This is a genomic window from Streptomyces sp. NPDC002520, from assembly GCF_053595235.1.
In genome coordinates this window covers 145411-166961 of record NZ_JBSFXG010000003.1, presented here as the reverse complement: position 1 = coordinate 166961, position 21551 = coordinate 145411, and the positions used below count along the sequence as shown (strand labels likewise).

General features: G+C 71.8%; 18 protein-coding genes. 12 read left to right on the top strand and 6 right to left on the bottom strand.

What is annotated here, in order from left to right:
* Positions 1-120 precede the first annotated feature (120 nt).
* The 7 genes from pdhA (ACWD5D_RS06725) (at position 121) to ACWD5D_RS06695 (ending at position 8184) form a co-directional block, all read left to right on the top strand.
* Positions 121-1275 (top strand): pyruvate dehydrogenase (acetyl-transferring) E1 component subunit alpha, encoded by a 1155-nt coding sequence (gene pdhA / locus ACWD5D_RS06725; RefSeq protein WP_451371715.1) that lies wholly within the window; start codon positions 121-123, stop codon positions 1273-1275.
* Positions 1272-2276 (top strand): alpha-ketoacid dehydrogenase subunit beta, encoded by a 1005-nt coding sequence (locus ACWD5D_RS06720; protein ID WP_451371714.1) that lies wholly within the window; start codon positions 1272-1274, stop codon positions 2274-2276. Before pdhA (ACWD5D_RS06725) ends, ACWD5D_RS06720 begins: the two co-directional genes overlap by 4 nt.
* On the top strand, positions 2276-3652 hold the full coding sequence (locus tag ACWD5D_RS06715; RefSeq protein WP_451371713.1) for a dihydrolipoamide acetyltransferase family protein: 1377 nt from the start codon (positions 2276-2278) through the stop codon (positions 3650-3652). The genes ACWD5D_RS06720 and ACWD5D_RS06715 overlap by 1 nt, the downstream gene beginning before the upstream one ends.
* Before the next feature lie 92 nt (positions 3653-3744).
* Positions 3745-4662 carry an NTP transferase domain-containing protein gene (locus ACWD5D_RS06710; RefSeq protein ID WP_451371712.1) on the top strand — a complete coding sequence of 306 codons (918 nt, stop codon included), beginning with the start codon at positions 3745-3747 and terminating at the stop codon, positions 4660-4662.
* Positions 4659-6062 (top strand): molybdopterin molybdotransferase MoeA, encoded by a 1404-nt coding sequence (locus ACWD5D_RS06705; protein ID WP_451371711.1) that lies wholly within the window; start codon positions 4659-4661, stop codon positions 6060-6062. Before ACWD5D_RS06710 ends, ACWD5D_RS06705 begins: the two co-directional genes overlap by 4 nt.
* A complete protein-coding gene (locus tag ACWD5D_RS06700) occupies positions 6059-7156 on the top strand; it encodes a potassium channel family protein (protein WP_451371710.1) in 1098 nt (365 codons plus the stop codon). Before ACWD5D_RS06705 ends, ACWD5D_RS06700 begins: the two co-directional genes overlap by 4 nt.
* A 47-nt stretch (positions 7157-7203) precedes the next feature.
* A complete protein-coding gene (locus tag ACWD5D_RS06695) occupies positions 7204-8184 on the top strand; it encodes an NAD(P)H-quinone oxidoreductase (protein WP_451371709.1) in 981 nt (326 codons plus the stop codon).
* A gap of 20 nt (positions 8185-8204) precedes the next feature.
* Here the strand turns inward: ACWD5D_RS06695 and ACWD5D_RS06690 are convergent, their stop codons facing one another.
* Entirely contained in the window at positions 8205-8879 is a 675-nt protein-coding gene (locus ACWD5D_RS06690; RefSeq protein ID WP_451371708.1) for a hypothetical protein, read from the bottom strand.
* A 222-nt stretch (positions 8880-9101) separates the two neighbouring features.
* On the opposite strand from ACWD5D_RS06690, the gene ACWD5D_RS06685 reads away from it, so the two are divergent.
* Positions 9102-9638 carry a bacterial proteasome activator family protein gene (locus ACWD5D_RS06685; RefSeq protein ID WP_451371707.1) on the top strand — a complete coding sequence of 179 codons (537 nt, stop codon included), beginning with the start codon at positions 9102-9104 and terminating at the stop codon, positions 9636-9638.
* A gap of 111 nt (positions 9639-9749) precedes the next feature.
* Here the strand turns inward: ACWD5D_RS06685 and ACWD5D_RS06680 are convergent, their stop codons facing one another.
* Positions 9750-11402 (bottom strand): protein kinase domain-containing protein, encoded by a 1653-nt coding sequence (locus ACWD5D_RS06680; RefSeq protein ID WP_451371706.1) that lies wholly within the window; start codon positions 11400-11402, stop codon positions 9750-9752.
* 344 nt (positions 11403-11746) lie between these two features.
* On the opposite strand from ACWD5D_RS06680, the gene ACWD5D_RS06675 reads away from it, so the two are divergent.
* Positions 11747-13342 (top strand): protein kinase domain-containing protein, encoded by a 1596-nt coding sequence (locus ACWD5D_RS06675; RefSeq protein ID WP_451371705.1) that lies wholly within the window; start codon positions 11747-11749, stop codon positions 13340-13342.
* A gap of 120 nt (positions 13343-13462) precedes the next feature.
* Here the strand turns inward: ACWD5D_RS06675 and ACWD5D_RS06670 are convergent, their stop codons facing one another.
* A complete protein-coding gene (locus ACWD5D_RS06670; RefSeq protein WP_451371968.1) occupies positions 13463-14479 on the bottom strand; it encodes a phosphotransferase in 1017 nt (338 codons plus the stop codon).
* Between the two features lie 568 nt (positions 14480-15047).
* On the opposite strand from ACWD5D_RS06670, the gene pdhA (ACWD5D_RS06665) reads away from it, so the two are divergent.
* The 3 genes from pdhA (ACWD5D_RS06665) to ACWD5D_RS06655 are packed head-to-tail and all read left to right on the top strand — an operon-like array spanning position 15048 to position 18641.
* On the top strand, positions 15048-16235 hold the full coding sequence (gene pdhA / locus ACWD5D_RS06665; RefSeq protein WP_451371704.1) for a pyruvate dehydrogenase (acetyl-transferring) E1 component subunit alpha: 1188 nt from the start codon (positions 15048-15050) through the stop codon (positions 16233-16235).
* A 1-nt stretch (position 16236) separates the two neighbouring features.
* On the top strand, positions 16237-17214 hold the full coding sequence (locus ACWD5D_RS06660; RefSeq protein ID WP_451371703.1) for an alpha-ketoacid dehydrogenase subunit beta: 978 nt from the start codon (positions 16237-16239) through the stop codon (positions 17212-17214).
* Positions 17215-17225: 11 nt separating this feature from the next.
* Positions 17226-18641, top strand: a complete 1416-nt coding sequence (locus ACWD5D_RS06655; RefSeq protein WP_451371702.1) for a dihydrolipoamide acetyltransferase family protein — start codon at positions 17226-17228, stop codon at positions 18639-18641.
* Positions 18642-18734: 93 nt separating this feature from the next.
* On the opposite strand, the gene ACWD5D_RS06650 is transcribed toward ACWD5D_RS06655, so the two are convergent.
* The 3 genes from ACWD5D_RS06650 to ACWD5D_RS06640 form a co-directional block, all read right to left on the bottom strand.
* The gene (locus ACWD5D_RS06650) at positions 18735-19712 is read right to left on the bottom strand and encodes a BRO-N domain-containing protein (protein WP_451371701.1); all 978 of its coding nucleotides are present in this window, start codon (positions 19710-19712) and stop codon (positions 18735-18737) included.
* A 318-nt stretch (positions 19713-20030) separates the two neighbouring features.
* Positions 20031-20477, bottom strand: coding sequence for an RNA polymerase sigma factor (locus ACWD5D_RS06645; RefSeq protein ID WP_451371700.1), 447 nt, complete (start codon positions 20475-20477; stop codon positions 20031-20033).
* 84 nt (positions 20478-20561) lie between these two features.
* Positions 20562-21461, bottom strand: a complete 900-nt coding sequence (locus tag ACWD5D_RS06640; protein WP_451371699.1) for a D-alanyl-D-alanine carboxypeptidase family protein — start codon at positions 21459-21461, stop codon at positions 20562-20564.
* Positions 21462-21551: the final 90 nt, after the last annotated feature.

Below are 21551 nucleotides of genomic sequence, written 5' to 3'. Positions count from 1 at the left end.
CGTTTGTCCACAGCCTGGTGGGGCCTGTAGCCAAAATGTGCCGACGACCGAACAATCGGTAGGTGAGGCGGGTCACAGCCGACGCGCCTCCCGTAGCCACTCCCACGAGGAGGTGCCGTCATGACGGTCATGGAGCAGCGGGGCGCGTACCGGCCATCGCCGCCGCCCGCCTGGCAGCCCCGTATGGACCCCGCGCCGCTGCTGCCCGACGCCGAGCCCTACCGCGTCCTCGGCACCGAGGCGGCCGGCAAGGCGGACCCGGACCTGCTGCGCCGGCTCCACGCCCAGCTGGTCACGGGCCGCCGCTACAACACCCAGGCCACCGCGCTGACCAAGCAGGGCCGCCTCGCCGTCTACCCCTCCAGCACCGGCCAGGAGGCCTGCGAGGTCGCCGCCGCCCTCGTCCTCGAGGAGCGCGACTGGCTCTTCCCGAGCTACCGCGACACCCTCGCCGTCGTCGCCCGGGGCGTGGACCCCGTCGAGGCCCTCACCCTGCTGCGCGGCGACTGGCACAGCGGCTACGACCCGTACGCCCACCGGGTCGCCCCCCTCAGCACCCCGCTGGCCACCCAGCTCCCGCACGCCGTCGGCCTCGCCCACGCCGCCCGCCTTAAGGGCGACGACGTCGTCGCGCTCGCCATGGTCGGCGACGGCGGCACCAGCGAGGGCGACTTCCACGAGGCCCTGAACTTCGCCGCCGTCTGGCAGGCACCGGTGGTCTTCCTGGTGCAGAACAACGGCTTCGCCATCTCCGTCCCGCTCGCCAAGCAGACCGCCGCGCCCTCCCTGGCCCACAAGGCCGTCGGCTACGGCATGCCGGGCCGGCTGGTCGACGGCAACGACGCGGCCGCCGTGCACGAGGTCCTCGGCGACGCCGTACGGCACGCGCGCGCGGGCGGCGGCCCGACCCTGGTCGAGGCCGTGACCTACCGCATCGAGGCCCACACCAACGCCGACGACGCCACCCGCTACCGCGGCGACGCCGAGGTCGAGGCCTGGCGCGCACACGACCCCATCCAGCTGCTGGAGCGCGAACTCACCGCGCGCGGCCTGCTGGACGAGGCCCGAATCGAAGCCGTCCGGCAGGACGCCGAGGCGATGGCCGCCGACCTGCGTGAGCGCATGAACCAGGACCCCGAGCTCGACCCGATGGACCTCTTCGACCACGTCTACGCCGAGACCACCGCGCAACTGCGCGAGCAGCGCGCCCTGCTGCGCGCCGAGCTGGAAGCGGAACAGGACGAGCGGCACGACCAGGAAGGCGACCCGCGATGACCACCGTCGCCGTCAAGCCGGCCACCATGGCGCAGGCCCTCACGCGCGCGATGCGCGACGCCATGGCCGCCGACCCGACCGTGCACGTCATGGGTGAGGACGTCGGCACCCTCGGCGGTGTCTTCCGGGTCACCGACGGGCTCGCCAAGGAGTTCGGCGAGGATCGTTGCACCGACACCCCGCTGGCCGAGGCGGGCATTCTCGGCACCGCCGTCGGCATGGCCATGTACGGCATGCGGCCGGTGGTGGAGATGCAGTTCGACGCGTTCGCCTACCCGGCGTTCGAGCAGCTGATCAGCCATGTCTCGCGGATGCGCAACCGCACCCGCGGCCGGATGCCGCTGCCGATCACCGTCCGCGTCCCCTACGGCGGCGGCATCGGCGGCGTCGAGCACCACAGCGACTCCTCCGAGGCCTACTACATGGCCACGCCGGGCCTGCACGTCGTCACCCCCGCGACCGTCGCCGACGCCTACGGACTGCTGCGCCGGGCCATCGCCTCCGACGACCCCGTCGTCTTCCTGGAGCCCAAGCGCCTGTACTGGTCCAAGGACTCGTGGAACCCCGAGCAGCCGACCGAGGTCGAACCCATCGGCCGGGCGGTGGTCCGCCGCGCGGGGCGCAGCGCCACGCTCATCACCTACGGCCCGTCCCTGCCGGTCTGCCTGGATGCCGCCGAGGCCGCCCGCGCGGAGGGCTGGGACCTGGAGGTCGTCGACCTGCGCTCCCTGGTGCCGTTCGACGACGAGACGGTCTGCGCCGCCGTACGGCGCACCGGACGCGCGGTGGTCGTGCACGAGTCGACCGGGTTCGGTGGCCCGGGCGGAGAGATTGCGGCCCGCATCACCGAACGCTGCTTCCACCACCTGGAGGCGCCGGTTCTGCGCGTGGCCGGCTTCGACATCCCCTACCCGCCGCCCATGCTGGAGCGGCACCACCTGCCCGGCGTCGACCGCATCCTGGACGCCGTGGCCCGCCTGCAGTGGGAGGCCGAGGGCTGATGGCACAGGTGCTGGAGTTCAAGCTTCCCGACCTCGGCGAAGGCCTCACTGAGGCGGAGATCGTCCGCTGGCTGGTGCAGGTCGGCGACGTCGTCGCCGTCGACCAGCCGGTCGTCGAGGTCGAGACGGCCAAGGCGATGGTCGAGGTCCCCTGCCCCTACGGCGGCGTGGTCACCGCCCGTTTCGGCGAGGAGGGCACGGAACTGCCCGTCGGCGCCCCGCTGCTGACGGTCGCCGTGGGCTCCGAGGACCCCGCGGCGCAGACCGAGGGATCGGGCAACGTCCTCGTCGGCTACGGCACTCAGGCGCCCGCGGCACGCCGCCGCCGGGTGCGGACGACGGCCACCGCCAACGGGACGACGGCCGCGGGCGGGACGGCGAAAGAGCCCGCTCCGGCACCGTCCGTCCCGGAGCGGTTGCCCGAGCGCGTGCCCGAGCCCGCCCCCGCGCGCGTGCTCGCCGAGGGACCGGTCGCCGTGATCTCCCCGCTGGTCCGCAGGCTCGCCCGGGACAACGGACTCGACCTGCGGCAGGTGGCCGGTTCGGGCCCCGAGGGGCTCATCCTGCGCTCCGACGTCGAATCCGCCCTGCTCACCCGGGCCGCCCCGGCCCCCACGGTCTCGGCCCCCGCCGCCGCCCCGGTCTCGGAGGCACCGGCCTCCCGCCCCTCGTCCGGTCCCGTCCGCGACGGCATCCGCACCCCGCTCAAGGGGGTCCGGGGCGCCGTCGCCGACAAGCTCTCCCGCAGCCGGCGCGAGATCCCCGACGCGACCTGCTGGGTCGACGCCGACGCGACCGAACTCATGCGCGCGCGGGCCGCCATGAACGCCGCCGGAGGACCGAAGATCTCCCTCCTGGCGCTGCTCGCCCGCATCTGCACCGCGGCCCTCGCCCGGTACCCCGAGCTGAACTCCTACGTCGACACCGAGGCCCGCGAGATCGTCCGACTCGACCAGGTGCACCTCGGGTTCGCCGCGCAGACCGAGCGCGGGCTGGTCGTGCCGGTCGTCCGGGACGCCCACGCGCGCGATGCCGAGGCGCTGACCGCCGAGTTCGCCCGGCTCACCGAGGCAGCCCGCGGCGGAACCCTCACCCCCGGGGAACTCACCGGCGGCACCTTCACGTTGAACAACTACGGAGTCTTCGGCGTCGACGGCTCCACCCCGATCATCAACCACCCCGAAGCGGCCATGGTCGGCGTCGGCCGCATCGTCCCCAAACCCTGGGTGCACGAGGGCGAGCTGGCCGTGCGCCAGGTCGTGCAGCTCTCGCTCACCTTCGACCACCGGGTGTGCGACGGCGGCACGGCGGGCGGTTTCCTGCGGTACGTGGCGGACTGCGTGGAACAACCGGCGGTCCTGTTGCGCACCCTGTGACCCACGAGAGATCCGCAAAGTGACCCACGAGAGATCCGCAAGGTGACCCACGCGAGGTCTGCAAGCAGGAGGCGGCAGGACATACTCGGGGGGTGACTGCCCACGAACCCGCGGCCCACGAACCCGCGGCCCCCGGACCCACCGGCCCGTACGACGCCGTCGTGCTCGCCGGTGGTGGCGCGCGGCGGCTCGGCGGTGCCGACAAGCCCGGTGTCCAGGTCGGTGGGCGCGCCCTGCTCGACCGGGTGCTCGCCGCCTGCGAAGGCGCGGCCACGACCGTCGTCGTGGCCGACCGGCGCCCCACCGTCCGTCCGGTGCGCTGGGCGCGCGAGGAGCCGCCCGGCGCCGGACCGGTCGCCGCGCTGGACGCCGGCCTGCGGCTCACCAGGGCCGAGCACGCCGTCGTCCTCTCCGCCGACCTGCCGTTCCTCGAAGAAGCCACGCTGCGAAGGCTGTTGACCTCCCTGCGGGACACCGGCGCCGACGGCGCGCTGCTCACCGACGCCGACGGCCGCGACCAGCCGCTCGTGGCCGCCTACCGCACCGCCGCACTGCGCCGGGCGCTCGCCGGTCTCTCCACGGCCCAGGGCGGCCTCACCGGCCTTCCCCTGCGCCGGCTCACCGCCTTCCTGCGCCTCACCCGCGTCGAGGACCCCGTCGCGTCCTTCGACTGCGACACCTGGGAGGACATCTCCCGCGCCCGGGCACGCATCAGGGAGCATGGGCACGTGCTGGATGAATGGATCACCACCGTCAAGAACGAGCTGGGTATCGACCTGGACGTCGACACCCACGTCCTGCTCGACGTCGCCCGCGACGTCGCGCACGGCGTGGCCCGGCCCGCCGCCCCGCTCACCACCTTCCTCGTCGGGTACGCCGCCGCCCAGGGCAAGGGCGGCCCCGAGGCCGTCGCCGACGCCGCCCGCAAGGTGACCGAGCTGGCGCGGCGCTGGGAGGAAGAGAACCGGGAAGAGAACAAGGGGGGCGGCTCCGCCCCGGACGCCGGATGACCGCCCCCGGCACCCGGGCCGGGAAGCCCGCCGAGGACCGTGACGACCTCGACGACCTCGACGTCGAGGAGGCCCTGGCGCTCGTACGGGAGCCCGGGGACGACCGCGCCGGCCACCGGCCCGCCCCCGCCCCGCAGGGCGAGCACCCGGGCTCGCACACCGCGCAGCGACACGAGCGGCACCGGGCCACCCCCTGGCCCCGAGCCCGTGAGGTCGCGGCCCAGGCCGCCCGGTCCGTCCGGTCCGCCCACGGAGCGAGCCATCACGCGCCCGTCTCCGTCCCTCTCGCCGACGCCCTGGGCCTGGTCCTCGCCGCGCCCCTGGACGCGCTCAGCGACCTGCCGTCCTTCGACACCTCCGCGATGGACGGCTGGGCCGTCGCCGGGCCCGGCCCCTGGCAGGTACGGGACGAGGGCGTGCTCGCCGGACACGCCCGGCCCGAGCCGCTCACCGACGGTGAGGCGGTCCGCATCGCGACCGGCGCCCGCATCCCCGCAGACACCACCGCCGTGCTGCGCACCGAGCACGGCCGCACGGACGCCCAGGGCAGGCTCCACCCCACCCGGGAGACGAGTCACGGCCAGGACATCCGCCCGCGCGGCCAGGAATGCCGCAGCGGCGACCAGTTGCTGCCCGTCGGCACCCTGGTCACCCCCGCCGTCCTGGGCCTCGCCGCGGCGGCCGGCTACGACACGCTCGGCACCGTTCCCCGCCCCCGCGTCGAAGTCCTCGTTCTCGGCGACGAGTTGCTCACCGAGGGAATCCCGCGCGACGGCCTGATCCGGGACGCGCTCGGCCCCATGCTGCCGCCCTGGCTGCGCGCCCTCGGCGCCGACGTCGTCGCCGTACGCCGGCTCGGGGACGACGCCAAGGCCCTGCACAAGGCGCTCACCACCTCACGTGCCGACCTGATCGTCACCACCGGCGGCACCGCGGCCGGACCGGTCGACCACGTGCACCCCACCCTGGACCGCATCGGCGCCGAACTCCTCGTCGACGGCGTCGAGGTGCGCCCCGGCCACCCCATGCTGCTGGCCCGCACGAAGGAGAACCAGCACCTCGTCGGCCTCCCCGGCAACCCCCTCGCGGCAGTCTCCGGCCTGGTCACGCTCGCCGAACCGCTGCTGCGCACCCTCGCCGCCCGCCCCGCCCCCGAGCCGTACACGCTGCGGCTGACGGAGGAGGTGCACGGGCATCCGTACGACACCCGGCTCGTCCCCGTCGTGCTGCGCGGGGACCGCGCCGTGCCGCTGCACTACAACGGCCCGGCCATGCTGCGCGGGATCGCCGCCGCCGACGCGCTGGCCGTCGTACCGCCGGGCGGGGCCCGGCAGGGGGAGGAGACCGAACTGCTCGACCTGCCCTGGGCGAGCGCGGGAATCGGGGTGTGTTTCACGTGAAACTTCCCGGACATGACGTCATAGCCCGCCAGACGGGCGACGATCTGGTGACCCATCGGGTGAGACTCCCGAGGAAGGTGGTCGACCGCCCGATCCGGCAGGTCGCCAAACGCGTCCTCATGGCCCTGCTGGTGCTGGTGGCCACCGCGTTCGTCGTCTACGCCGACCGCGACGGCTACCACGACAACGCGGACAACTCCCTCGACCTGCTCGACGCGTTCTACTACGCGACCGTCACCCTCTCCACCACCGGATACGGCGACATCACGCCGGTCAGCGACAGCGCCCGGCTCACCAACATCTTCGTCATCACCCCGCTGCGCGTGCTGTTCCTGATCATCCTGGTCGGCACCACGCTCGAGGTCCTCACCGAACGCACCCGGGAGGAATGGCGCCTTAACCGCTGGAGGTCCACCGTGCGCGACCACACCGTGGTCATCGGCTTCGGCACGAAGGGACGGTCGGCCATCCAGACCGTCTGTGCGACCGGGCTGAAGAAGGAGCTGGTCGTCGTGGTCGACCCCAGCTCCAAGGCGATCGAGGCGGCGAACGCCGAGGGCTACGCGGGCGTCGTGGGCGACGCCACCCGCAGCGACGTCCTCAGGCGCGCCGAGGTGCAGAGGGCACGCCAGATCATCGTCGCGCCGCAGCGCGACGACACCGCCGTCCTCGTCACCCTGACAGCCCGCCAGCTCAACCGGAGCGCGAAGATCGTGGCCGCCGTGCGCGAGGAGGAGAACGCCCCTCTGCTCAAGCAGTCCGGCGCCGACGCGGTCATCACCAGCTCCGGCGCGGCTGGCCGGCTGCTCGGACTGTCCGTGCTCAGCCCCGCCGCCGGCATGGTCATGGAGGACCTGATCCAGCAGGGCAGCGGCCTGGACATCATGGATCGCCCGGTGGTGCGGGCCGAGGTCGGCAAGAAGCCGCGCGAGACGGACGACCTCGTGGTGAGCGTCGTACGCGGACACCGGGTCCTCGGTTACGACGACCCGTCCATCGGCACCCTCCAGCTGACGGACCGCCTGATCACCATCGTGCGTGCGACGCCCGGCGCGCGGGTCACCCCCCAGACCCGCCCGATGTCGCACGACTGAGCGGGTCTCCCCCGGGGCGGGCATCCGCCAGGAGTAGCGTCGTCGCCATGCATGCGATCACGATTCCCGAACCTGGCGGTCCCGAGGCGCTGGTGTGGGCCGAGGTGCCCGACCCGGTGCCCGGCGAGGGCGAGGTACTGGTCGAGGTGGTGGCCAGTGCCGTCAACCGTGCCGATCTCCTGCAACGGCAGGGCTTCTACACCCCGCCGCCCGGCGCGTCCCCGTACCCCGGCCTGGAGTGCTCCGGCCGGATCGTGGCCCTCGGCCCCGGGGTCTCCGGCTGGGCCGTCGGCGACGAGGTGTGCGCACTCCTCGCGGGCGGCGGTTACGCGCAGAAGGTGGCCGTCCCGGCCGGGCAGTTGCTGCCCGTTCCCGAGAGCGTCGACCTGAAGCAGGCGGCCGCGCTGCCCGAGGTGGTCTGCACGGTCTGGTCCAACGTCTTCATGGTCGCCCACCTGCGCCCCGGCGAGCTGCTGCTCGTGCACGGCGGCTCCAGCGGCATCGGCACGATGGCGATCCAGCTGGCCAAGGCGATCGGCGCCCGGGTCGCGGTGACGGCCGGGAACAAGGAGAAGCTGGACTTCTGCGCCGAGCTGGGCGCGGACGTGCTCATCAACTACCGCGAGCAGGACTTCGTCGCCGAGATCGAGCGGGCGACGGACGGCGCGGGCGCCGACGTCATCCTCGACAACATGGGCGCCAAGTACCTGGACCGCAACGTCCAGGCCCTCGCGGTCAACGGACGTCTCGCGATCATCGGCATGCAGGGCGGCGTCAAGGCCGAACTGAACATCGCCGCCCTGCTGAACAAGCGGGCCGCCATCAGCGCGACCTCGCTGCGGGCCCGGCCGCTGAGCGAGAAGGCGGCCATCGTGGCGGCCGTACGCGAGCACGTGTGGCCGCTGATCGCCTCGGGTCACATCCGTACGGTCGTCGACCGCGAGCTGCCCATGACGGACGCGGCCCAGGCGCACCGGGTGCTGGAGGAGAGCGGGCACATCGGGAAGGTGCTCCTCGTCGCGCCGTAGCGGGTTCCCGGCGCTGTGGGTCAGCTCCGCCGTACCCGCAGGCCCACGAACGCCAGGGCCAGGCCCAGCCCGATGAGGACCAGTCCGCTGCCGAGCGGCAGGATGTGCGGCGTCGGCTCGGCGGGGGCCTCGCCCTGGTGGACGGCGGTCCCGGCCGCCGGCGGCGAGGTCCGCACGGGGGCCAGTCCGGCTTCGCGGGGCGTGTCGGAGGCCGCCGGCGTCGCGGCCCGGCTGTCCACAGTCTCCGGTTCGTCCGCGTAGTTGTCCTCGGGGTCGGCGGTCTCGGACGCCGTCGCGGTGTCGGAGCCCTCCTCCTCGGCGGCCGGCCCGTCCGGCCGCCCCGGCCGCATCCGGCCCTCGCCCGGCCGGCTGCCGGCCCGTGACGGCTCGGGGGGCGAGGCGGACGCGGAGACGTCGGCGGCGCCGCGGACCGGGACACCGGCGGAGGCGGACGCCGAGACGTCGGCGGCCCCGGAAGACGCCGAGGTTCCGGAAGACGCCGAGGCGGAGGAAGAGGAACGGGGAGGGGCGGACGACGACGAGGGCGAGGCGGACGTCCGGGCCGAGGACGCGGGTGAGCCCGGCGGGGCCGCCTCGGCGCCGTACGCGGTGGCCGAGCCGTACGCGGGCGCGCTCGCCACGAGGACGAGCAGCAGCCGCACGAGGCGGAGCGTGTGTCGCAGCCATGGAGTCACGTCGGTGACCTCCCGGAGCCCAGTTGCCGTGACCGACGGAAAATCGACGGAATCAAGCCTCACATTTCCGAACAGGTCAGGCATTTTGGATTGGGCCGACAGGTCTACGCCGACAGGTCTGCACGGTGGTGATCGGCGGTACCGGGCGGCCGCCACGGTCGTGATCGCCGGTTCCGGGGGGCGCCCCGGTGGTGAGGTGGACCGGTGCGAGAGAATGGCGGCATGGAGATGCCGAGGAACGAACGGTCGCCGGAGAATCCCCAGATCCTCGTCGTGGGCCAGGACGGAATGGCCCTCGGCGGCGGTGGTGGCGAGGAGCCCCGCGAGATCCCGGTGACGGACCAGGTCGAACAGCCTGCCAAGGTCATGCGGATCGGCAGCATGATCAAGCAGCTCCTGGAGGAGGTGCGTGCGGCCCCCCTGGACGAGGCGAGCCGGGCCCGGCTCAAGGAGATCCACCGCAGCTCCGTGAAGGAGCTGGAGGACGGCCTGGCGCCGGAGCTGGTCGAGGAGCTGGAGCGGCTCTCCCTGCCCTTCATGGACGACGTCACCCCGAGCGACGCGGAACTACGTATCGCGCAGGCCCAGTTGGTGGGCTGGCTGGAGGGACTCTTCCACGGGATCCAGACCACGCTGTTCGCCCAGCAGATGGCCGCGCGGGCCCAGCTGGAGCAGATGCGCCGCGCGCTCCCGCCGGGCATGTCCCACGACGGCGACGAGCCGCACGCGGGCGGCCGGTCGGGCGGCCCGTACCTGTAGCCCCTGGCCCCAAAAAACAGAGGGCCCGGCGGTCGTCCGCCGGGCCCTTCCGTATGCCGTTTTTCCCGCTGGGTTCCCCGCCGCTCTCCCGCGGTCCCGCGCTGTCCGCCGTTACGACGGGTCGCCCGTCGACACATTGAGCTGGATCTCGACCTTCTTCGGGTCGACGTCCGTGTCGGGCTTCGGGAACTGGTCGATGACCGCGCCCTCACCGTAGGTGTTCTCGTCGACCTTCACCGTCGTCACCTGCCAGCCGGCGGCCGCGGCACACTCCTTGACGGACTTGAAGTACTTGAAGCGGAAGTCCGGGAGCTGGACCTTTTCCGGGTCGTTGTACGACTCCGAGGGCTCCGTGCACTCGGTCTTGTCGATCGTCTTCGTGGTGTCCGGGCCCCGGTGGCCCGCCGCGGGGCTCGTCGCCGAGGGGCTGGTGCCACCGCCGCCCTTGTCGTCCTCGCTCCCGCCGTTCAGCGTCAGTGCGACGATCAGGCCGGCGACCGCGACGAGGGACACCACGATCGAGCCGATGATCACCGGTTTGTTGTTCTTGCCACCGCCCCCGCCGGAGGACTGCGTCGTGGTCTGGGGCGTGAGGTTGTAGGGCGGCGGGGTCGAGGACCCGTGCTGCCCGTACCCGACCGCCGGGGTCTGGTAGCCGCCCTGCTGCGGATAGCCGTAGGAGGGGGCCGGGGTCTGGGCCGGGCCGGGGTTGGCCGGCGGCGGGGTGCCGTACGGGCCCGGCGCCGGAGTCGGCTGGTACGGCATCTGCACCGGGCCGCCGGGCGCCGGGGTCGGCTGGCCGACCGGCGGGAACACCGCGGCACCCACGCCCGCGCCGCTCTGCGTCAAACCCGTGCCCGGCACGATGCTCGGCGCCGCCGCCTGGAAGGAGGCGGCCACGCGCAGGCACTCGTCGCGCATGGACTCGGCGGTCGGGAAGCGCTCGTTCGGGTTCTTCTTCAGCGCGCGGGCGATCAGCGCGTCCACGGCGGGCGGCAGCGAGCGGTTGACGGAGGACGCCGTCACCGGCTCCTCCTGCACGTGCGCGTACGCGATCGCGAGCGGCGAGTCCGCCTCGAACGGCAGCCTGCCGGTGACCAGCTGGAACAGCATGATGCCGACCGAGTACAGGTCGGAGCGCGCGTCCACGCCGCGGCCCAGCGCCTGCTCGGGCGAGAGGTACTGCGGGGTGCCGACGACCATGCCGGTCTGGGTCATCGAGGTGACGCCGGACTGCATGGCACGCGCGATGCCGAAGTCCATCACCTTGACCACGCCGCGCTTGGTCATCATCACGTTGCCCGGCTTGATGTCGCGGTGGACCAGCCCCATCTCGTGGCTGATCTCCAGCGCGGCGAGCACGTCCGCGGTGACCTTCAGGGCCTTGTCTGCGGGCATCGCGCCGTAGTGGCGGACGTCCTCGTCCAGGACGGAGCCCAGCGGGCGGCCCTCGATGTACTCCATGACGATGTACGGCGTCGTCATGCCGTCCAGATCGTCCTCGCCCGTGTCGAAGACCGAGACGATGTTGGTGTGCGTGAGTTTGGCCACGGCCTGCGCCTCGCGGCGGAACCGCTCACGGAAGGCCTGCTCCCGGCCCAGCTCGGTGTGGAGCGTCTTGATCGCGACCTGGCGGTCCAGCACGGAGTCGTACGCCAGGTGCACCGAGGCCATACCGCCTTCACCGAGCAGGTCACGCAGCTGGTAGCGGCCGCCGGCCACCGATCGCCCCGCATACCGGTCCTGCGCGCCGTCCTGGCTCATCTCTCCGCGTCCCCCACTGACCGTCCGGCGCCGTCGCCTGGCGAACATGCCTTGATCGAATGTGTCATTCCCGGCCAAGTCTGCCCCAGGGCAGTGACACGTCAAGCTCGGTGCCCGTTCCGTGACCGTACGCGAAGGAAGCGTCGCGGAAGCGTTACCGCAGTCGTACGCCCGGTACACAGAATTTGCACGACAGCACGTGTGGGAGGTTTCATGGCCGGTCCGTCGCGGGCCGGCCCCCGGTGCCGGTTCCGGGCCGGAGGTTCCCGTGAAGGCTGTAGCGTGGCCGACGGAGACCGTGACAACACCGCGCGCACCGCGGGCAGAAACGACGGCGAGGACAGATGGCACAGACGCACAGCGCCCAGGGCCCGTCCGACCCCGAGGCGTCTGGCGGCGGCATGTCGGACGCGCCGGAGTTGTGGGGCAACGGAGGGCTCGTCGGTGACGGCCGCTACCGGCTGACCCACCGCCTGGGCCGGGGCGGCATGGCCGAGGTCTTCGCCGCCGAGGACGTCCGTCTGGGCCGCACGGTCGCCGTCAAGCTGCTTCGCGCGGACCTCGCCGAGGACCCGGTCTCCAAGGCCCGCTTCACGCGCGAGGCCCAGTCGGTCGCCGGTCTCAACCACCACGCGATCGTCGCCGTGTACGACTCCGGCGAGGACGTCGTGGGCGGCCACTCCGTGCCGTACATCGTGATGGAGCTGGTCGAGGGCCGCACCATCCGCGACCTGCTGATCAACGCCGAGGCGCCGGGCCCCGAGCAGGCCCTGATCATCGTCTCCGGCGTGCTGGAGGCGCTCGCCTACTCGCACCAGCACGGCATCGTGCACCGTGACATCAAGCCGGCCAACGTCATCATCACCAACAACGGCGCCGTCAAGGTGATGGACTTCGGCATCGCCCGCGCCCTGCACGGCGCGCAGTCGACCATGACGCAGACCGGCATGGTCATGGGCACCCCTCAGTACCTCTCCCCGGAGCAGGCGCTCGGCAAGGCCGTCGACCACCGCTCCGACCTGTACGCCACCGGCTGTCTGCTGTACGAACTCCTCACACTCAGGCCCCCGTTCACCGGTGAGACGCCGCTGTCGGTGGTCTACCAGCACGTCCAGGACATCCCGGTGCCGCCCTCCGAGGTCGCCGAGGCCAGCCCGCCGGAGCTGGACGGCCTGGTCATGCGCTCGCTGGCCAAGGAGCCGGACGACCGGTTCCAGACGGCCGAGGAGATGCGCGGCCTGATCCAGTACAGCCTGCAGATGCTGTACGAGCAGGGCGGCCACACCGGCACCTGGAACACCGGGCCGGTGGACATGCACGACGGCCGTGTCACCCCGCCCGGCGGCTTCGCCCGGACGACCGCGATGCAGCACCCGGGTGACTTCGGCTCCGGCACCACGCAGATCCCGCAGCCGATCCTGCCCGCCGGGTACGGAAACGGCGACGACGGCGGCTTCGAGGGGCACGGCAACAGGGGCAGCGGTCGCGGCAAGCTGTGGATCCTCGCCGTCCTCGCGGTGGTCGCGATCGTCGCGGGCGTCGCGCTGGCGCTGAAGAACACCGGCGACGGTTCCGGCCCCGCCACCACGCCGCCGCCGAGCCACTCGCAGACCACGAAGGACGACAAGCCCTCCGATTCGCCGACCCACGAGAACACCGACCAGCCCACGGACACGACCACGGACGACAGTTCGGGCACGGACGGCGGTTCGGGCTGGTCGTCGCCGACGGACATCCCGACGCAGGCCCCGTCCGACACCGCCCCGTCCGACCCGACCGACCAGCCGACGGACCAGCCGACCACGCAGGAGCCGACGGACCCGCAGACCACTCCGTCCCTGCCGACGGACCCGGCCGACGGCGGCACGGACGCGGGCACCACGGTCGGCGGCACCGACGGGGGCGCGACGGACGGCACGACGGGCACCACCGGCCCCTGAGCACCCGGCGCCATCAGTACGAGCGCCGCTGCGACGTCGGCGGACCGGCCACCCACGCGCGCGTGGGTGGCCGCTTTGCTCGGCGGCCGGTCTGATCGCACGCATCACCGGACGGGCCGCTCACTGCGCGAACGCGTCGCACACCGCGTCGTACTCCCGCGTCCACCACACCGCGAGCGCCGAGGCGGCCGGGAACTGGCAGTCCGCGCGGGTGTCGCCGCGTTCGTAGTGCCAGCGCAGCATCCAGAAGTCGTTCAGCCGCTCCCACCACACCCGGTGCACGGCCGCCGCCAGCTCCGAGGGCGTGGCCCGGGCCGTGCGCCGGTACGCGCGCGCGTACGCCCGTACCTTCGGCAGGTCCAGCGTGCCCGCGGGCCGTACGAAGAAGATCGCGGCGGCGCGTACGGCCTCCTCGGCGCGGGGCTGCACGCCGAGCCGGTCCCAGTCGACGATGGCGGCGGGAGCGCCGTCCTTGTAGAGCAGGTTGAACGGGTGGAAGTCGCCGTGCACCCAGCCGACCGAGCCGCCGCGGGGCGGGCGCCGGTCGGCATGCTGCTCCAGGAGCGCGCGGCGTTCCAGGAGCCGGTGGCGGGCCAGTTCGTCGAAGGCGTCGGCGGGGCGGTGGCGGCGGACCTGGGCGAGCAGTTCGTCGATGATGGCGCAGGTGTCGGCCGGGGCGGCGCTTTTCACGGGGTGCGGGCTCGTCGCCGGGCGCGTCCGCCCCTTCGGGGGCATCACGCGCTCCAGGCAGGCGTGCACGGCGCCGAGGAGCGCCCCCAGGCGCGCGCTCTCGCCGCGGGTGAGCTGGCCGCCGTGGCGGTGCCTGCCGTCGATCCACGGGTGCAGGGCGTACGCGTGGCCGCCGACGACGGCGACGGTGCGGCCCTCGCGGTGCGCGAGCGGCGGGGCGACCGGGACGCCGAGGTCGGCCAGGCGCTGGGTGGCGCGGTGCCGGCGTTCGATGGCGGCCGGGTCGGCGGTGTCGGGGTCGAAGTGGTGCTTGAGGAAGTAGCGGCCGCGGGTGGTGCGCAGCCGGTAACCGCGGTTGAGCAGTCCCTGGTCGACGGGCTCGCAGGCGAGCGCCGTACCGGCGGCGTACAGGGGCAGGAGGGCGCCCAGAGGGGGCGCGTGGGGCACGAGGGGTGGTACACGAAAGCGCGGCACGCGGCCGATGCTAGGGCACGAAAAAGGGCTGTGAGCTGGGGCTTGTCACAGGCAGTCGCCGACAGTCGCTTTCGGTCACGCCATGCCACGGGATGAACTCCGCAGCGACGCTCGAAAATCCTGCGGATAACTTCGGAGACGTTTTCAGCGGCTTCACCGTTGCCCGTCCCGCCGTGGTGACCGACCGGGAATACCCTGACTTTTCCCTCTTCGCGTGTGAGGTCGGAGTCACACGACGACTCTTCCCGTGTCCGGGGTGGCCGGGATAACGTGCCGTTGTTCCGGCCTCCTGCGAGGCTGTGACCAGCGATCCTCCAGGCCGCGGTGATTTACTTGGAAATCCAAGCAAAAACGCAGGTCAGGTGGGGTTTCACAGAAATGTGGAGCACTGGGTAACGTAAATGTCGCAGGGCGCTCGCCGGGGCACCTGTCACGCCTGTTCCCGGCCGAGTGGCACCCACCCCGTGCCCGGTGGTCGACAACAGGTGAGCCGCACTGGCCTACCGGCAACCCCGGGGGCCGGACCGACGGAGGAGCACACGTGACCGTGGAGAGCAGTGCCGCGCGCAAGCCGCGACGCACCGCCGCAGGCAAGGCCGGCACCACCGGCGCCAAGCGCACCAGCCGCACCACCAAGAAGAGCATCGACCCCGAACTCGTGCAGCTTCTGACGCCCGAGGGCGAGCGGGTCAAGAACCCGGAGTACGACGCCTACGTCGCCGGGATCACCCCCGAAGAGCTGCGCGGCCTGTACCGCGACATGGTGCTCACCCGCCGCTTCGACGCCGAGGCCATCGCCCTCCAGCGCCAGGGCGAGCTGGGCCTGTGGCCGTCGCTGCTCGGCCAGGAGGCCGCCCAGATCGGCTCCGGCCGGGCCACCGGCGAGGACGACTACGTCTTCCCGACCTATCGCGAGCACGGCGTCGCCTGGTGCCGCGGCATCGACCCGACGAACCTGCTGGGCATGTTCCGCGGCGTGAACAACGGCGGCTGGGACCCCAACAGCAACAACTTCCACCTCTACACGATCGTCATCGGCTCCCAGGCGCTGCACGCCACCGGCTACGCCATGGGCGTGGCCAAGGACGGCGCCGACGCGGGCGTCATCGCCTACTTCGGCGACGGCGCCTCCAGCCAGGGCGACGTGGCCGAGGCGTTCACCTTCGCCGCGGTCTACAACGCCCCCGTGGTGTTCTTCTGCCAGAACAACCAGTGGGCGATCTCCGAGCCGACCGAGAAGCAGACCCGCGTGCCGCTCTACCAGCGCGCGCAGGGCTACGGCTTCCCGGGCGTGCGCGTGGACGGCAACGACGTGCTGGCCTGCCTCGCGGTCACCCGCTGGGCGCTGGAGCGCGCCCGGGCCGGCGAGGGCCCCACCCTGGTCGAGGCGTTCACCTACCGCATGGGCGCCCACACCACCTCCGACGACCCCACCCGCTACCGCGGCGACGAGGAGCGTCTGGCCTGGGAGGCGAAGGACCCGATCCTGCGGCTCCGCCGGTACCTGGAAGCCTCGAACCACGCGGACGAGGGATTCTTTGCGGAACTCGAGGCCGAGTCCGAGACGTTCGGCAGACGAGTGCGCGAAGGAGTCCGCGCCATGCAGGACCCGGACCGATTCGCCATCTTCGAGAACGCGTACGCGGACGGGCACGCGCTCGTCGACGAGGAGCGAGCCCAGTTCGCCGCCTACCAGGCGTCGTTCGCCGATGCAGAGGGGGGTCACTGAGATGGCCGAGAAGATGGCCCTGGCCAAGGCGATCAACGAGTCGCTGCGCCGCGCCCTGGAGACGGACCCCAAGGTCCTCATCATGGGCGAGGACGTCGGCAAGCTCGGCGGTGTCTTCCGCGTCACCGACGGCCTCCAGAAGGACTTCGGCGAGAGCCGCGTCATCGACACCCCGCTCGCGGAGTCCGGCATCGTCGGCACCGCGATCGGCCTCGCCCTGCGCGGCTACCGCCCGGTGGTGGAGATCCAGTTCGACGGCTTCGTCTTCCCCGCGTACGACCAGATCGTCACCCAGCTGGCGAAGATGCACGCCCGCTCGCTCGGCACGGTGAAACTGCCGGTCGTCATCCGCATCCCCTACGGCGGCGGCATCGGCGCGGTCGAGCACCACTCCGAGTCCCCGGAGGCGCTGTTCGCGCACGTGGCGGGCCTGAAGATCGTCAGCCCCTCCAACCCGTCGGACGCCTACTGGATGATGCAGCAGGCCATCCAGAGCGACGACCCGGTGATCTACTTCGAGCCCAAGCGCCGCTACTGGGACAAGGGCGAGGTCGACGCGGAGGCCATCCCCGGCCCGCTGCACAAGGCCCAGGTCGTCCGCGAGGGCACGGACCTCACGCTCGTCGCCTACGGCCCGATGGTGAAGCTCTGCCAGGAGGTCGCCGCCGCGGCCGCCGAGGAGGGCAAGTCCCTGGAGGTCCTGGACCTGCGCTCGGTCAGCCCGCTGGACTTCGACACCGTCCAGGCCTCGGTCGAGAAGACCCGCCGCCTGGTCGTGGTCCACGAGGCACCGGTGTTCTTCGGCTCCGGCGCGGAGATCGCCGCCCGGATCACGGAGCGCTGCTTCTACCACCTGGAGGCCCCGGTGCTCCGGGTCGGCGGCTACCACGCCCCGTACCCGCCGGCGCGCCTGGAGGAGGAGTACCTGCCGAGCCTGGACCGGGTGCTCGACGCCGTCGACCGTGCCCTGGCGTACTGAGGAGAGGGTTCGTGACGACGATGACGGAAACTTCCGTACGCGAGTTCAAGATGCCCGACGTGGGCGAGGGACTCACCGAGGCCGAGATCCTCAAGTGGTACGTCCAGCCGGGTGACACGGTCACCGACGGCCAGGTGGTGTGCGAGGTCGAGACCGCCAAGGCGGCTGTCGAACTCCCCATCCCCTACGACGGCGTGGTCCGCGAGCTGCGCTTCCCCGAGGGCACCACGGTGGACGTGGGCACGGCGATCATCGCCGTGGACGTCGCGGGTGGTGCTCCGGCCCAGGCGCCCGCCGCTGCCGCCGTGCCGTCGGCGCCCGCCGAGGAGCCCGAGGCCGAGCCGCAGGGGCGTCAGCCGGTCCTGGTCGGCTACGGCGTGGCCGCCTCCTCCACCAAGCGCCGCCCCCGCAAGGGCCCCGAGGTCACGGTCCCGCCGGCCGCGCAGGCGCTCCAGGCCGAGCTGAACGGGCACGGTGCCGCGACGGTCCCCGCCCAGCCCCGCCCGCTGGCCAAGCCGCCGGTGCGCAAGCTGGCGAAGGACCTCGGCGTCGACCTCGCCGTGATCGTGCCGTCCGGCCCGGACGGGATCATCACCCGTGAGGACGTCCACGCGGCGGCCGCACCCCAGGCGGCCGAGCCGGTCGTGCAGATCCCGGTCGCCGCACCGGTCGCCGCACCTGCCGCCGTCCCGGCTCCCGCACCCGCCGTCACGTCGTACGACGGCGCGCGCGAGACCCGGATCCCGGTCAAGGGCGTCCGCAAGGCCACCGCGCAGGCCATGATCGGCTCCGCGTTCACGGCGCCGCATGTCACGGAGTTCGTGACGGTGGACGTGACCCGCACGATGAAGCTGGTCGAGGAGCTCAAGCAGGACAAGGAGTTCCAGGGCCTGCGCGTCAACCCGCTCCTGCTGGTCGCCAAGGCCCTCCTGGTCGCCATCAAGCGCAACCCGGACATCAACGCGTCGTGGGACGAGGCCAACCAGGAGATCGTGCTCAAGCACTACGTCAACCTGGGCATCGCCGCCGCCACCCCGCGCGGTCTGATCGTCCCGAACATCAAGGACGCCCACGCCAGGACGCTCCCGCAGCTGTCCGAGGCGCTGGGCGAACTGGTGACGACGGCCCGTGACGGCAAGACGTCCCCCGCCGCCATGCAGGGCGGCACGGTCACCATCACCAACGTCGGCGTCTTCGGCGTCGACACCGGTACGCCGATCCTCAACCCCGGCGAGTCCGCGATCCTCGCGGTCGGCGCGATCAAGCTCCAGCCGTGGGTCCACAAGGGCAAGGTCAAGCCCCGCCAGGTCACCACCCTGGCCCTCAGCTTCGACCACCGCCTGGTCGACGGCGAGCTGGGCTCCAAGGTCCTCGCGGACGTGGCGGCGATCCTGGAACAGCCGAAGCGGCTGATTTCCTGGGCGTGACGCCCGTCAGTTGGTAGCCTCTCAGGCTCAGAGGGGGCGGCCGCAACTTCGTTTTGCGGCCGCCCCCTCTGTCGTTCCCGCTCTCAGGCCCGCTCAGCGCTGGTCGAGCACATACACCGGCGCCCCGTCCTCCGCCCCGCCCCGCGAGCGGATGCAGGCGTGCTTGCGCAGCAGACGCAGACACTCGTCGACGCGGCGTACGGAGAGACCCGTGCGGGCCGCGATCGATTCGAGCGGCACGCACAGCTCACCCTGCTCGACGAGCACGGGAGCGATCACCACGGCCACCGTCCACACGTCCTCGGTCACGGACAGCCGCTGCCGCCAGTCGGCCAGTACGGACTCCGTGGTGGGCAGCAGCGCGAAGTGGCCGCCGGGCGACCGACGTTCGAGGACGCGAGCGTCAAGCCGGTCCGCGATGCGTTCCATCGCCCGGACCATGGCTTGCTGCACGGCGAGTGTGGCCTTCTGCGTGGCCAGCGCCTCCCTCTGGATCTCCAGCATCTCCCGCCGTAGATCGACGGATTCGCGCTGCCCGTTGGCGAGCTCCTCGTCCAGCTGAAGGTTGTGCGCCTCGAGCCGGACGATCGCCTCGGCGACCTGCTCCGGCATGGCGTAGGAGATGGGGGCGCCCGGGTCGGCCGGCTGCACCTCGGCCTCTTCGAGGGCGTAGGAACCCTCCCGCTGCACGGTCTCGATGACCTCGGCGGCCCACTGTTTGAAGGGGGCGCAGGCGGGCTTGGTGCAGGCGTTGACGAGGAGGATGAGGCCTTGGAGCGAGATGACATTCAGGTCTCGGCGCCACTCTCTACCTGCGGGAATGCTCAGACCGTAAGCTCCAGTTACGGTCTCGAGAATCTCTCGGTGGACTTCCGGGACGTGATCGGCCAGTGCTTGCCGAGAGTTGCTGTGGCCGAGTTGCTTGCACACATCCACCGCCGGGAACCAGTGTGCCCCGTCCGGCATGGTCAGCCGTCGTACCCGGGCTCCCGTCGCCGCGTACACGAAGTCGCTGATGTCGATCGCCTCGTGCCGTCGGCCCGCGTCGGGCCGCTTGCTGGGTTCGTTCATGTGAACCACCTCCGCCGCAGAACGTAGGGCGAAGAAAATTGAATATGCCAGCTGAAACCCGAGTTATTCATGATTGCGGGGGAAGATCGCGGATTCCGCCACCTCGGACCAACCGCCGCGTGTACAGCGGGCGTTGGCCGGTCAGTCAGACCGTCCGATGGAACCTTTCGGGGCGCGGTCTCCTCCTGGCCTGGCGATGCGGGCCCGACGGGGGGCCGCACCGGCCCGAGAGGGGTCATGGGGTGGCATCGCACACTGTGGTCGTGTCCAAGCGGCCGATGCCCGGGGACATACGCGCGGAGCACCGCCTGCTGGACATCAGGGGGACTCAGATGCACGTCGCCGAGTACAGCTCGCGCAGGACCAGGACCGCACGGTGCCGTACCGGCAGCCGGGCGAGGACGTCCCGGACGTCGATGGGCAGTTCGCAGTCCGCCGACGGCGGGCCAGGTCGGCGGGGTCGGCGGGCTCCTCGACGGCCGTCCGCGTGGCTACCCGCACCGCCTCGCGCACGGTGACGGTGGGCACCCAGCCGTAGAAGGCGAGCGGATCGCGCAGTGCGCGCATCCCCTTGAAGACCGCCACCAGTGACTCCTGTACGGCGGCGGCCACTTCGGTGGCTGCGATCGGCCGGCACAGCCGGGTCACGTACGGCGTCACGAGCGTGAGCAGCTCGTCCAGGGCGAGCGCGTCCCCGTGCCGCGTGGCACGCACCAGCGCGGCGGCCGTCTCCCACGGCTCGGCGCCGCCCCCCTGTGTGTCCATGTCGGGGTCACCCTGTGCCGCCGGGCATGCGAAGGGCCCGCCGCCGGTGGTTCCGTGCGACGGGCCCGTACTGCGCGGGTGGTGTCAGCTGATCCTGGCGTAGCCGTAGCTGACGAGCTTCTTCACGTCCGACGTGCGGTCGGTCGCCGTGGGTGCGGTCATGACGGCGCCCATGACCGACTTGCCGTTCAGCGTGGCGGCGAAGACGAGGCAGTACTTGGCGTCGGTGCCGGAGCCGGTCTTGACGCCGAGCACACCGTTCCAGCCGAGCAGGGTGTTGGTGTTGGTCCACGTCCCCATCGTGCGCGTGGAGCCGGAGGCCGTGATCGTCTTCGCCGTGTACGACTTGGTCTTCACGACGGACTTGAACGTGGTGCTCTTCATCGCGCTGCGGCTGAGCAGCGTCAGGTCCTTCACCGACGAGTAGTTGGAGCCGTTGCTGATGCCGTCGAACGAGTCGAAGTGCGTGTTCGTCATGCCGAGGTTCTTGGCCGTCGTGTTCATCTTCGAGATGAACGACTTCACGCGCGCGCTGACCGTTGTTCCGGAGCCGTACTTGTCGGCGAGGGCCATCGCGGCGTCGCAGCCGGACGGCAGCATCATCCCGTACAGCAGCTGACGGACAGTGACCTTGTCACCGACGATCAGGTGGGCCGACGAGGCGCCCTTGGAGACGATGTAGTCGCTGTACGCCTTCTTGATCGTGACCTTGGCGTCCAGGTTCAGGTTCGACTGCGCGAGCACGACCTTCGCGGTCATGATCTTGGTGGTGGAGGCGGTGAGCCGGTGGGTGTTCTCGTACTTCTTGAAGAGCGTCGTGCCGGTTGCGCTGTTCATCAGGTACCCGCTCTTGGCGGTGATGGTGGGCGTCGTGAGCGCCTGCGCGGGTGCCGCGGTGAGAGCTCCGGTGGCGAGCACTGCGCCGGTCGTCAGGGCGACGGCTGCGGCTCTGCGGACACGGAAGCTCTTGGTGGCGGTTTTCAACTCAAATACCCCGATTGCGTCGAATGCCCCTGATGCGCGGCCGAGTTAGAGGCGAACGGAGGCGAAGGGAAGTGGGGCCGCACGTGTGTG

Coding starts and splice junctions, on each gene's coding strand:
- pdhA (WP_451371715.1), top strand. CDS start 121: ATGACGGTCATGGAGCAGCGGGGCGCGTACCGGCCATCGCCGCCGCCC.
- ACWD5D_RS06720 (WP_451371714.1), top strand. CDS start 1,272: ATGACCACCGTCGCCGTCAAGCCGGCCACCATGGCGCAGGCCCTCACG.
- ACWD5D_RS06715 (WP_451371713.1), top strand. CDS start 2,276: ATGGCACAGGTGCTGGAGTTCAAGCTTCCCGACCTCGGCGAAGGCCTC.
- ACWD5D_RS06705 (WP_451371711.1), top strand. CDS start 4,659: ATGACCGCCCCCGGCACCCGGGCCGGGAAGCCCGCCGAGGACCGTGAC.
- ACWD5D_RS06695 (WP_451371709.1), top strand. CDS start 7,204: ATGCATGCGATCACGATTCCCGAACCTGGCGGTCCCGAGGCGCTGGTG.
- ACWD5D_RS06685 (WP_451371707.1), top strand. CDS start 9,102: ATGGAGATGCCGAGGAACGAACGGTCGCCGGAGAATCCCCAGATCCTC.
- ACWD5D_RS06680 (WP_451371706.1), bottom strand. CDS start 11,402: ATGAGCCAGGACGGCGCGCAGGACCGGTATGCGGGGCGATCGGTGGCC.
- ACWD5D_RS06675 (WP_451371705.1), top strand. CDS start 11,747: ATGGCACAGACGCACAGCGCCCAGGGCCCGTCCGACCCCGAGGCGTCT.
- ACWD5D_RS06660 (WP_451371703.1), top strand. CDS start 16,237: ATGGCCGAGAAGATGGCCCTGGCCAAGGCGATCAACGAGTCGCTGCGC.
- ACWD5D_RS06650 (WP_451371701.1), bottom strand. CDS start 19,712: ATGAACGAACCCAGCAAGCGGCCCGACGCGGGCCGACGGCACGAGGCG.
- ACWD5D_RS06645 (WP_451371700.1), bottom strand. CDS start 20,477: ATGGACACACAGGGGGGCGGCGCCGAGCCGTGGGAGACGGCCGCCGCG.